An 11,627-nucleotide genomic window follows, 5' to 3' on the forward strand; every position below is an offset into this window, starting at 1 on the left:
CCCGGACCCGGACCCGCCACGGCGGGGCCGGTGAACGGCCGCCGTCGTGGCGGGGCCGGGCGGGACTCCGGCCCGGCGCGGAGCCGTTCACATCAGGTTTGCGGGCGGGGTCCTAGCTTCGCCTCATGCGAAAATCTCTTCCAGCGATCGCGGTCCTCGCGCTGACGGCGACCCTGGCGGCGTGCAGCGCCGATCCGGCCGGCCAGGCGGGCCCGCAGCCGCGACGGGCCGCGGACGCCGGCGCGCCGCGGTGCGACCACCGGCTGGACACGGCCTTCGGCGCGTGGGCGAGGGCCGGGTTCAGCGGATCGATCGCGATCATGAAGGGCGGCAGGGTCGAGTGTCTCGCCGCCTACGGCACGGCCGACGACGCCACCGCGAGGCCGAACACGCCGGAGACGGTGTTCAGCATCGGATCGGTCACCAAGGCCTTCACCGCGGCGGCCGTGTTCGCCCTGGTGGAGGAGGGGAAGCTGTCGCTCGACGACCGGGCGGGGCGGATCCTGCCCGAGCTGGGCGGCGCCGCGGCCAAGGCGACGGTCGGGCAGCTGCTGCTGCACACCGGCGGGCTCAACGGCTCGCACGCCGACGACGACTACGAGCCGCTCGACCGGGACGCCGCGGTGGCGGCGATCGGCGCGCTGGAGCCGGCCTTCAAGCCCGGCCGCGGCTACCTGTACTCCAACGCCGGCTACACGTTGCTGGCGCTCGTCGTCGAGAAGGCGTCCGGCCGGAGTTTCCGCTCCTACCTGGCGTCGAGGATCCTGCGGCTGCCCGGCGGACGGGTCGCGGGGGGATTCTGGGACGGTGAGCCGGCCGTGACCGGCCCCCGGGCCGTCGGCCGCCTCGACAACGGCACGACCGGCCACCCGGGTGGTTTCGCCGGACCGTACTGGGCCGTGGAGGGCAACGGGGGCCTCGCCATGACCATGCGGGACCTGGCGACCTGGACGCACGCGCTGTTCACCGGGCGGCTGCTCTCCCGCGAGTCGGCCGAGGCCGTCGCCAGGCCCGGACACGACCTGGGCGACGGCAGGTCCGAGACCCCGGGATGGGTGGCGTTCGAGAAGTCGGTGTTCGGCGAACCGTTCGTGACCGCGGCGGGGGGCGGCGGCGAGGTCGGCCACAACACCACCGTCGCGTGGATCCCCGGACAGGATCGGGTGGTCGCGATATCGGCCAACAGGCCGGAGGTGAGCGCCGAGGACCTGCTGCGGGCGGTGGGCCCGGCGCTGCTCACCGGCGGCCCGCTGCCCACCCCCACCACCGCGCCCCGCGACGGCGCCGACCTCGCCGCTATCGTCGGAACGTACGAGCTGGAGACGGGAGGTTCCTTCGACGTGAGCGCCGCCGCGGGCAAGGTGACGGTCTCCGCGACCGGCCCCGACGCCGTCACGGCGCTGTTCCCGCCGCGCGGGCCCGGCGCCGGCGACGCGCGCGGGCACGACGAGCGCGTGCTGGCGCTGCTGGCCGGCCAGACGCAGGAGGGCCGCAAGGAGCGGGCGTCCCTGACCTCCGCCTTCGGGCCCGTGAGCGGCGTCACCCTGGCCGGCACCGTGACCGGCGACGGCGAGGTGCGCACCTACGTCACCATCACCGCGGGAACCCGGCCGGTCCTCGGCTGGTACACCGTGAACGAGCAGGGGGGCGTCCAGGCGGCGGAGGTTCCCACCAAACCCCCGAGGCTGACCTTCGTCGCCTCCGGGGACGGCCTCTACCTCCCCGACGACCCGACCGGCACCGGGCCCCAGGTGAGCCTCTCCCTCCGGGACCGGAACCTGGTCGTCTCCCGGGCGGACGGGACCTCGACCGCCCGGCGAACCGGCTGACCCGCCGTGCGCATCCTGATCGTCGAGGACGACCCCGATCTGGCCGAGCTGGTCGCCCTCGGCCTGCGCAACGAGTCGTACGCGGTCGACCTGGCGGCGACCTACCGCGAGGCGGAGGAGGCGCTGCGGACCACGGCCTACGACGTGGCCTGCTTCGACCTGTCCCTGCCCGACGGTGACGGGCTCGACCTCGTGCACCGGCTCGCCCGCGATCCCGACCTGCACCGGCCCCGGCGCACGCTCGTGCTGACCGCCCGCGACGCCGTCGCCGACCGGGTGGCCGGGCTGGACGCCGGTGCCGACGACTACCTCGTCAAGCCGTTCCACTTCGCCGAGCTCGTCGCCCGGCTGCGGGCGCTGGGCCGTCGCGGCGACGACCACGGCTCGATCCTGCGGGTGGGCGAGCTGACGCTCGACCTGGCCGCCCACCGGGTGTGGCGATCCGGCGTCGAGCTCGATCTCACCTCGCGCGAGTACGCGCTGCTGCGCTACTTCATGCACCACCCCGGTGCGACGCTCTCGGCCGAGGACCTGCTGGAGCACGTGTGGGACGCGCACGCCAACCCCTTCACCGCCTCGGTACGGGTCATCCTCAGCCGGCTGCGCAGGAAGCTCGGCGATCCTCCCCTGATCCTCACGATCACCAATGTCGGCTACCGGCTGAAGGGACCCTCGTCATGACCCGTCCCTGGCGCTCGCTGCGCGCGCGCCTGGCCGTGCTCGGATTCCTCGCGAGCTACCTCCCGGCGCTGCTGCTGTTCGGCGTGATCCTCGTGACCGACACCGAGACGACCCTCCAGACGCTCGACGGCGCGCAGAGCGTCCGGAGCACCTCCACGCACAGGTCGGCGTGGGTCAGCTGGACCGTCCTCGCGCTCGCTCCGGCCGCCGCCGCGCTCGCCTGGTGGTGGGCGGGCCGGGCGACGGCCCCGATCGAGCGGGTCCGCGCGGCGGCCGACGACATCGGCGGAACGGACCTGAGCCGGCGCATCGCCCTGGACCGCGGGCCGGCCGAGATAGTGGCACTGGCCGCCGCCTTCGACGCCATGCTCGACCGGCTGGAACAGGCCGCCGCGACGCAGTGGCGGCTGATCGACGAGACCAGCCACGAGCTGCGCGTGCCGCTGTCGGTACTGATGACCAACGCCGAGGTGCTCCTCGACCACCCCGCGCCCACCGTCGAGATCTACCGGCGAGGGCTGCAACGCTCGCGAGCGGCGTCGGAACGGCTCCAGACGACGATCGACCACCTGCTGGTCGACGCCCGCGCGCGGGCCCGCGCCGTCGACCGGCGGCCGGCCGACCTGATGGCCCTGGTACGCGGCGTCGTCGAGCACGCCGGCGTGCTGGCGGCCGGGAAGGAGATCGGCCTGTCGGTCACCGGCCCGCCCACCGCCGTGTGCTCCGTCGACGAGCCCACCATGAGCCGCGCGATCTCCAACCTCGTCGACAACGCGATCAGGTACGCCCCGGCCGGGTCGAGGGTGGAGATCGACGTCGAGGTCACCGGCGCCGAGGCCGCGGTGACCGTGACCGACCACGGCCCCGGCATCCCCCCCGGCGAGCGCGAACACGTCTTCCAGCGCTTCTGGCGCGGCCGGCGTGACGTCCCCGGCACCGGGCTCGGCCTGCCGATCGCCAGGCAGATCGCGCTGGCCCACGGCGGCGACCTCACGCTGGACCCTTCCCGGCCCGACGGTGACGGCTGCGCCTTCCGGCTCACCCTGCACCGCTGACCGGTTTCGAGGACGATCCCGGTTCGCGGCTAGCCGAGCGCCTTGAGGTAGCGGCGCATCCGGCGCTTGGCGCGGTAGCCGACGCGCAGCACGTTCGGCGGGACCTCCACGCGCATGCGGGCGCGGCGGCGGGCCGCGGCGAACTCGGGGCCTTCGAGCAGGGAGCTCGCCGGGACCAGGCGCCCGGAGCGGGCCTGCCCGACCAGGGAGACCATCCGCGACACCCAGTCGCTCTCGCCACCGGGGTGGAAGTAGTTGACCTTGCACCAGGCGTCGTCCGGGTCCAGGAAGCGCCCGGCGGAGAGGTCGTCGAGGGTGCCGAGCAGGCCGCTGTCCTCGAAGACCAGGTTGATCATCTCGGCGCCCACCCCGAAGTCCGACAGCACCAGGAGCGGCACCTCCTGGGCGATCGCCTCCAGCGCGGCGGTCGAGCTGACGGTGACGAACCCCGCCGCGTGGGCCAGGTGCTCGTGCATGGGCCCCACCGCGAAGCGCACGGCCTCGGCGCGCACCCGTCCCTCCGCGGCGAGAGCCTGCCACAGGCGCTGGTAGTGGTGGCGCTCGTTGTGGGTCTGGCGCTCGGTGTCCAGGGCACGGAGCTTGACGACGACGTCAAGGTCCGGCCGCCTCCCGGCCAGCTCGGCCAGGGCCAGCAGGATGCGCTCCCGCTCCTCCCTGCGCCTGGGCACCTTGGCCTGGGTGGCGAACACCACCCGGTCGCGCGGCCCGGTGACGGGGGTCTCCGCGCCGTCGCGCAGGAACGGCAGCCGGGCCAGCCCGATCTGGCCGCCTCCGCCCAGCCTGCGGCCGATCTCGGAGAACTCCTCGACCTCCCGGCCGCTGTGCAGCACGAACAGGTCGCACCCGCTGCGGAACAGCCACGCCTTCTCGGTGGCCGGGACGGAGATGCCCGGCAGCCCCGAGACGAACACCGGCCGGGGCCGCAGCCCGGCCAGCACCTCGCCGGCCAGCACGTCCACCACGGGCCCCGTACAGGCGACGAGCACCACGTCGGGCCTGAAACGCTCCGCGGTCCGGCGGAGCGCGCGGGCCGACAGCACGGGCGGGTCGGCCGCCGAGCCGGTGACGGCGGCGTGGATCTGCGCCGGCGACGGGGTGATGGGGGTGCGGATGACCGCAAGCTCCGTCTCGCAGCCCGAGGGCAGGTCCCTCAGCAGGCAGGCCGCCCACTTCAGGTAGGAGTCAGAGTCGGCCACGGCCAGGACCTTCAAAGAGAACCTCCGACGGGGAATCCCCGGTTTCGCGCGATTTCGTGGGTGGAGAGGATTCGTTCGTGGAGAGGCGGCACGGCGCGCGTCCCGCGAGCGGCGGGCCCGCCGTGCGCCGGCCGTGAGGTCATGACCCGGTGACTCCCGAGTCGTGATGGGCGAACCTCGACAGGTGGGAGCGGAGCGAGGGAACCGCCTCGGCCGTCCACCACTCGTCGGGGACGTCCACCGTCTCCACGGCGACGCCCCGTGCCGAGAGCAGCACCCGCAGGGAGGTGACCGCGGTGGACGGCAGGCTCAGCACCCGCTGCTCGGCGGCGAGCCCGCGCAGGGTCATCTCGGCGGGGGTCCCGCCGTCGTAGACGGTGATCCCCGGCTGCTCCCCGACCCGGGCGAGGTCGTCGGGATCCTCGCGGCGGTGCGGGAAGTAGGCCACCGGACCGGCCGAGCCGAGCCCGGCCAGCCAGCTGAAGTAGCGGTCGCGGTGGATCAGGCCGTTGCGGACCAGCGAGGTGCCGAGGACGACGGTGCGCTCCTCGGGACGGGGCCCGCGCAGCGGCTGGGAGCGCAGCCAGGCGAAGTCGTGGGTGACCAGCTCGGCTCCCCCGGCGCGTACGGCCTTCGCCAGGTCGGGGGGCACGGGCAGCGCGGTGAAGATCGACAGCCGCCCCGAGCGGGCGGCGGCGCGCAGCCTGAGCCCGGCCGCCGCGCCGAGGACGGTCCTGAGCCTTCCGGCCTTCCCCCTGGCCCTCAGCAGGGGCGTTCCCATCCTGCCGGTGAGCAGTTCCAGGAGCCGGATGGTGGCGAGCCCGTCGTCGACGATCACGATCCGGCCCGGGAGCGCGGTGAGCCAGCGGAACTGGACCTTGCCGGAGAAGGCGTCGCCCACCACCCAGGTCTCGCCCCGGCGCGGCCGGGGCATGTCCAGCCTGGCCGCGGTGAGCTCCAGCCCGCTGGGCAGGGTGAGACGGTCCAGCTCGCGACCCGTCACGGCCAGCGGGCGGAGTTTCGCCCTGGGCACGAGATGGCTGCGGGCACCGAGCAGCCCGGCGTGGTGGGCCTCCACCGCGCAGAGCATCTGCAGCGGGGACTCCACCCAGGCAACGGCCGAACCCTGTTCCCGCGCGTGGTCTCGGCCGTCCTCCACGCCGGGCGATGACCCGTTCACGACTGCCACAACCTAACCCGGCGGCCTTAAGCGCCCGGGAACTGCGGGTGAACAGCCGACCACGCTCGACCGCCGGTGCGGCGGGTTCTCCGCCCACGGCCGTTCCAGGCCGACCGGCCCGCTGTTCGCCCTGACGCGCCCTTGTCCCGCGCGCCTTTACCTCCGCGGATGACAGGGCCGTCTGGAAAGCGACTTCCTTTACCTCTCGCCTTTACCTTCGCGGGCGTCGAACCCCTCCGAGCGCGCGTTTCTTTACCCTTCGGGCGGCCAGGCCGGCCGGCGGCCTGATCGCGTCGCTCTCCCATCGCTCTGAGCTGCGGAAACCCCGTCAGGCGCGGGTCGAGGACCGCCGGATCCCGAGCGCCCTCTCCTGGCCTTCCATGGGAGAACCCCTACCATCCGAATACTTTTTACTATCGAACACATATTCGAACAGATGAGGGCACACCATCTCGGACCAGGGGGTTCACCCGCGCACCTCAGCACTCCCCGGCCGGCGGCTCGCAGGCGGGTCCGGAAACCCGGGATCGCCGCGGGGGCAGGGGATCCCGGCCTCGGTGGGGCGTTCCCCCACCCGCCGGAAGGAGGCGCGGCCGGCGCGGCCTCACCCCACCTCCCGGGCCGGGCGGCACCCCGCGACACCGACCCGATTCGGACGTATTCCCAAGTCAAGGCAATATGTCCTACTTGTAATCGTCTGTCCGTCTGGCGTACCTTCGTCCTATTCATGGCAATTGCCTAGGTCTATCCAGGTCTGTGCATTGCCGTCACATTGCCCGACCGTGTCCCACCTGGCGGAGACCTTCCGCCGTCGGTGAGCACGGCCGCCGAATCCGCGAGGTCTGCGGAACCGGGGAACCACGTTCCTGGGGTGAATCAGCGCACTCGTGCGCCGTAGGGCACTTCCCAGCCCGAACCCGTCAGCTAACCCGGTAGGCGGAATGGAAGCGAAGCAAGGAGTCGAACCCCCGTATGGCTAAGCATCGCCTCATCTCCACCCCCCGCGCGGCATGCGCCGTCCTGGGCGCCTGTGTCGCCCTGGCCACCGGCACCACCGGCGTCGCCCTGGCCGACGGCCACGGCGTCGTGAACGCACCCCCCGTCGACACCAAGGCCCAGGATTCCAAGGCCGCCAAGACCCCGCTCCAGATCGTGGCCGAGAGGCTTCCCAAGGTCTCCGCGGCGAAGGTCCTGGACATCGCCTCCAAGCAGATCGGCATCCGCGAGAACTCCCGGGGCGGCGGGACCAAGTTCCACTCCTGGTACATGTCGAGCCCTCGCGCCAAGGAGACCCTCGCCCGCGACGGCGGCAACACCGTGTACGACTACGCCAACGCCCCCTGGTGCGCGATGTTCGTCTCCTGGGTCGGCGAGATGGCCGGCATCCGCCCCACGATGGGCTGGGACGCCTACACCGTAGCCCACGCCAAGTGGTTCAAGGACAACGGGCACTGGGGCACCATCCCCACCCCCGGCGCCGTCGTCTACTTCGACTGGGCAGGCGGCAAGAGCATCGACGGCATCGACCACGTCGGCTTCGTGAAGAAGGACAACGGAGACGGCACGATCACCACGATCGAGGGCAACACCGGCAACGGCGACGTCGAACAGCGCGTCCGGCCGGTCTCCCAGGTCGTCGGCTACGGATACCCCGTCTACTCCGACTGACCCCGCGCCCGCCGCCCGCGCCCGCCGCCCCCCGGCGGCGCGGGCGTCCCGGCCCCCGCCGGTGAGCGGCTGCCCGGTCCACCCGCTCCCGGGGGCGGCGCTCGTTCGAGCGCCGCCCCCGGGAGCGTTCCGTGTCCTCGCCCGTCCCACCCCGGCGACGCTCGTCACAGCGCCCGGCCCCGCCCCGGAGACACTCGTCACAGCGCGCCTCTCCCACTTCCGGCCCGGCGGTCGCCTTCTCGAACCCCTTCCCCACGCCCGCCCCGGTGGTGACGGCACCAGCTCCCGCGGCCCTCGCCCGCGCCTGCCCTGACACTCCCTTGACAACCTTGCGCCGCCGCCACCGGGGACGCCCGCGATGCCCCCCTCCCCGCACGCACACGAAATGCCCCGACTGTATGCCCGTGAGATGGGAGCGCTCCCAATCGCCCTGATGAGGTTTTTGTCCATGTTCGACGCCGATAGTCCTGCCTAAAACGACCGGATGTAACGGTTGAGTTTCGGCATATTGACGTCCCGGTTGCCCATCGTCCACTCTTCGTGGGAGCGCTCCCAAAGCACATTGAGGAACGACCTCGTCGCGAGGACCGCGTTTGTCGGGGACCGGCCCGCGATGTCGCCTCCCAATGATTCGGGCGACCACCTGAGAGGGGTCCGTAATGTTGAACAACAAGCGGCACGGCAAGCTGGCCGCCGTCGCGGTCATGGCGGCCACCGCCCTGGCCATCACTTCGTGCAGTTCCAGCGAGCCGCCCGCGCCCGCCGCGGGCACCGGTTCCGCCGCCGCTCCGGCCGAGCCGGTGACCATCACCGTGCACACCTTCGGCGGCGGCGAGAACTTCGGCTACGACAAGGCCGTGGAGACGTGGAACGCGGCGCACCCGAACATCCAGGTCAAGTACCAGAACCTGACCGACCGGTTCGAGGACGTCTACCTCCCGCAGCTGCTCCAGCGCCTGCAGGCGGGCAGCGGCGCGGCTGACATCATCGCCCTGGACGAGGGCGCGATGGGCCTCATGAAGGCCCGCCCGCAGTTCTTCACCGACCTGGCCGAGTACGGGCTGGACAGCCGCAAGGCCGACTTCCCCGCGGCGAAGTGGGACAACGGCATCAACGCCGACAACAAGCTCTTCGCCCTGGGCACCGACATCGGCGGCATGACCATGTGCTACCGCAAGGACCTGTTCGAGAAGGCGGGCCTGCCCACCGACCGCGAGGAGGTCGGCAAGCTCTGGCCGGACTGGAACGCCTTCAAGGCGATCGGTGAGAAGTTCAAGGCCGCCAACCCCGGCAAGACCGACCCCAAGTTCATTGACGGCCCGAACACGCTCTACAACGTGATCCTGTCGCAGGAGGCGCCGAAGAACGGCAACGTCGCCTACTTCGACAAGAACAACCAGCTCATCGTCGAGACCAACCCGGCCATCAAGACCTCCTTCGACACGGTGAAGAGCTTCAGCGAGGCGGGCCTGACCGCCAAGCTCGCCTCGTTCAGCCCGCCGTGGAACGCCGCGATCAAGAAGGGCGCCTTCGCGACCATGGGCTGCCCGGCCTGGATGCTCGGCGTGGTCTCCGGTGCGGCCGGTGAGGGCAACAAGGGCAAGTGGGACGTCGCATCCGTGCCCGGCGGCGCGGGCAACTGGGGCGGCTCCTACCTGGCGATCCCCAAGCAGAGCAAGCACCCCAAGGAGGCCGCCGAGGTCCTGAACTACCTCACCGGCAAGGAGGGCCACATCATGGCCTTCCAGGAGGCCGCGGCCTTCCCGAGCTCCCTCCCCGCGCAGCAGGACCCGGCGGTCGCCGACCTGAAGAACCCGTTCTTCAACGACGCGCCGACCGGCCAGATCTTCGGCGCCTCGGTCAAGGACCTGCTGCCCGTCTTCCTCGGTGAGAAGCACGCCCAGGTCAAGACCGCGGTGGAGAAGGTGCTCGAGGGCATGGACCAGGGCTCGGTCCCCTACGACCAGGCCTGGACCAAGTTCCTCGAGGCCGGCGTCAAGGCAGCGGGCTGATCCCCGTACCGACCCGCATCGGCCCGGCTGCGGTGATCCCGCGGCCGGGCCGGTCGCCTGCCCCCGCTGAAAGGCTCTGATCGATGACACTGCACGTCGACTCCCCGGCTGCCCCGCCGCGGCCCGGCCCTCGCCGGCCGGCCGGGCGCCGTGGACCGAAGCGGGGCAGTGGGTGGGCCCGGTTCGACCTCCGGGCGACCCCCTACTTCCTCGTCTCCCCGTACTTCCTGCTTTTCGCCGTCTTCGGCATCTTCCCGCTCGGCTACACCCTCTGGGTCTCGCTGCACGAGTGGGAGCTCGCCGGGGACAAGACCCTCGTCGGTCTCGACAACTACATCGAGCTGATCACCGACGCGGCCTTCTGGAACGCGGTGTTCAACACCCTCGGCATGTTCGTCCTGTCGACGATTCCGCAGCTGGTCCTGGCCCTCCTGCTGGCCAACGCGCTCAACAAGCGCATCCGGGGACGGCTCTTCTTCCGCCTCGGCGTGCTGCTGCCGCTGATCACCTCCGTCGTCGCCGTCGCGGTGGTCTTCACCCAGCTGTACGGGCGCGACTACGGCATGATCAACTGGTTCCTGAGCTTCTTCAACGTCGACGCGATCAACTGGCAGAACGAGAAGTGGTCCTCGTGGATCGCGATCTCCACCATGATCGACTGGCGCTGGACCGGCTACAACGCGATCATCCTGCTGGCCGCCATGCAGACCATTCCCAGGGATCTCTACGAGGCCGCCTCCATCGACGGCGCCACGCCCAGGCGGCAGTTCTGGCAGATCACCATCCCGATGCTGCGCCCGACGATCGTCTTCGTCGTGTTCATCTCCACCATCGGCGGCCTGACGCTGTTCACCGAGCCGGTCATGTTCGACGGCAACCCGACGATGAGCGGCGGTGCCACCGGCCAGTACCAGACCGTGGCGATGTTCATCGTCAAGGAGGCGTTCCGCGACTTCGACTTCGGCTACGCCGCCGCCGCCTCGTGGCTGCTGTTCGCGCTGATCCTGATCGGGACGCTCATCAACTACTCCTTCACCCGCCGTATCGGGGGTTCCAAGTGACGGTCACCCAGCTCCGGCGGCCCCCCGCGCAGCACTCCCGACGGCCCTCGGGCCCGTCGAGCGCGCGGAACCGCATCTGGGACGCCGGCCCCATGACGAAGGTCGTGCTGGCCCTCGCCCTCGTGCTGTCGGCGTTCCCCATCTACTACATGTTCATCATGGCCACCCGGACCAACGAGGAGGCCATCGACGTACCGCCGCCGCTGCTCCCCGGCGGCCACCTCGGTGAGAACATCGCGCGGCTGCTGTCCACCGAGGACGCCTACTTCATGACCGGCCTGATCAACTCGGCCATCGTCTCGGTCACCGTGACGGTCTCGGTCGTGCTGATCTCCACCCTGGCCGGCTTCGCCTTCGCCAAGCTGCGCTTCCGGGGCAGCAAGATCCTGCTGGGCCTGATCCTGGTGACGATGATGGTCCCGCTCCAGCAGATGGGCATCGTGCCGCTGTACGAGCTCATGGTCACGCTCGGCTGGACCGGCCAGCTGAAGGCGGTCATCCTGCCCTTCCTGGTCAACGGCTTCGGCGTCTTCATGATGACCCAGTACGCCACCCAGGCGGTGCCCGACGAGCTGGTCGAGGCGGCCCGTGTCGACGGCGCCTCCACCATGCGCATCTACGTGAACGTCATCCTCCCGGCGCTCCGCCCGGGAATGGCGGTGCTCACCCTCCTGGTCTTCATGCAGACCTGGAACGAGTTCATGTGGCCGTTGATCGTGCTGAACCCGGACAACCCGGTGGTTCAGACGTCGATCGCGGCGCTCAACCAGGCGCACGGAACCGACTACGTGATGCTGTTCACCGGCACCGCGGCGTCGGTCCTGCCGCTGTTCATCGTTTTCATCGCGTTCGGCCGCCAGATCGTCGGCGGACTCATGGAAGGTGCGGTCAAGGCGTGACGACGCAAGAGACGCGGATTCAGAC

The 11,627-nt window shown here is 71.2% G+C and carries 9 protein-coding genes and 1 riboswitch; of the genes, 7 read left to right on the top strand and 2 right to left on the bottom strand.

Annotated elements, in window-relative coordinates; genetic code table 11:
- The first annotated feature begins 125 nt into the window (after positions 1-125).
- The 3 genes from ACTOQ1_RS13335 to ACTOQ1_RS13345 are packed head-to-tail and all read left to right on the top strand — an operon-like array spanning position 126 to position 3,565.
- Positions 126-1,829 (top strand): serine hydrolase domain-containing protein, encoded by a 1,704-nt coding sequence (locus tag ACTOQ1_RS13335; RefSeq protein WP_440066992.1) that lies wholly within the window; start codon positions 126-128, stop codon positions 1,827-1,829.
- A gap of 6 nt (positions 1,830-1,835) precedes the next feature.
- Entirely contained in the window at positions 1,836-2,510 is a 675-nt protein-coding gene (locus ACTOQ1_RS13340) for a response regulator transcription factor (RefSeq protein ID WP_440066994.1), read from the top strand.
- Positions 2,507-3,565, top strand: coding sequence for a HAMP domain-containing sensor histidine kinase (locus ACTOQ1_RS13345; RefSeq protein ID WP_440066995.1), 1,059 nt, complete (start codon positions 2,507-2,509; stop codon positions 3,563-3,565). Before ACTOQ1_RS13340 ends, ACTOQ1_RS13345 begins: the two co-directional genes overlap by 4 nt.
- 29 nt (positions 3,566-3,594) lie before the next feature.
- On the opposite strand, the gene ACTOQ1_RS13350 is transcribed toward ACTOQ1_RS13345, so the two are convergent.
- Positions 3,595-4,782, bottom strand: a complete 1,188-nt coding sequence (locus ACTOQ1_RS13350) for a DUF6716 putative glycosyltransferase (protein ID WP_440066997.1) — start codon at positions 4,780-4,782, stop codon at positions 3,595-3,597.
- A gap of 139 nt (positions 4,783-4,921) precedes the next feature.
- Entirely contained in the window at positions 4,922-5,962 is a 1,041-nt protein-coding gene (locus tag ACTOQ1_RS13355) for a hypothetical protein (protein WP_440066998.1), read from the bottom strand.
- An 815-nt stretch (positions 5,963-6,777) separates the two neighbouring features.
- Positions 6,778-6,916: riboswitch (cyclic di-AMP (ydaO/yuaA leader) on the top strand.
- An 18-nt stretch (positions 6,917-6,934) separates the two neighbouring features.
- On the opposite strand from ACTOQ1_RS13355, the gene ACTOQ1_RS13360 reads away from it, so the two are divergent.
- The 4 genes from ACTOQ1_RS13360 to ACTOQ1_RS13375 all read left to right on the top strand — a co-directional run bounded on the left by ACTOQ1_RS13360 (position 6,935) and on the right by ACTOQ1_RS13375 (position 11,602).
- Positions 6,935-7,630 (top strand): CHAP domain-containing protein, encoded by a 696-nt coding sequence (locus ACTOQ1_RS13360; protein ID WP_440067000.1) that lies wholly within the window; start codon positions 6,935-6,937, stop codon positions 7,628-7,630.
- 659 nt (positions 7,631-8,289) lie between these two features.
- Positions 8,290-9,642 (top strand): ABC transporter substrate-binding protein, encoded by a 1,353-nt coding sequence (locus ACTOQ1_RS13365; RefSeq protein WP_440067002.1) that lies wholly within the window; start codon positions 8,290-8,292, stop codon positions 9,640-9,642.
- Positions 9,643-9,725: 83 nt separating this feature from the next.
- Positions 9,726-10,703, top strand: a complete 978-nt coding sequence (locus tag ACTOQ1_RS13370; protein WP_440067004.1) for a carbohydrate ABC transporter permease — start codon at positions 9,726-9,728, stop codon at positions 10,701-10,703.
- A 92-nt stretch (positions 10,704-10,795) separates the two neighbouring features.
- Entirely contained in the window at positions 10,796-11,602 is an 807-nt protein-coding gene (locus ACTOQ1_RS13375; protein ID WP_440067006.1) for a carbohydrate ABC transporter permease, read from the top strand.
- The last annotated feature ends 25 nt before the right edge of the window (positions 11,603-11,627 follow it).

Source organism: Streptosporangium sp. OZ121 (assembly GCF_051918885.1).
GTDB lineage: Bacteria > Actinomycetota > Actinomycetes > Streptosporangiales > Streptosporangiaceae > Streptosporangium.

Excerpts from the sequence above, each read along its gene's own strand:
- ACTOQ1_RS13335 (WP_440066992.1), top strand. The coding sequence starts at position 126 with ATGCGAAAATCTCTTCCAGCGATCGCGGTCCTCGCGCTGACGGCGACC.
- ACTOQ1_RS13345 (WP_440066995.1), top strand. The coding sequence starts at position 2,507 with ATGACCCGTCCCTGGCGCTCGCTGCGCGCGCGCCTGGCCGTGCTCGGA.
- ACTOQ1_RS13360 (WP_440067000.1), top strand. The coding sequence starts at position 6,935 with ATGGCTAAGCATCGCCTCATCTCCACCCCCCGCGCGGCATGCGCCGTC.
- ACTOQ1_RS13365 (WP_440067002.1), top strand. The coding sequence starts at position 8,290 with ATGTTGAACAACAAGCGGCACGGCAAGCTGGCCGCCGTCGCGGTCATG.
- ACTOQ1_RS13370 (WP_440067004.1), top strand. The coding sequence starts at position 9,726 with ATGACACTGCACGTCGACTCCCCGGCTGCCCCGCCGCGGCCCGGCCCT.
- ACTOQ1_RS13375 (WP_440067006.1), top strand. The coding sequence starts at position 10,796 with ATGACGAAGGTCGTGCTGGCCCTCGCCCTCGTGCTGTCGGCGTTCCCC.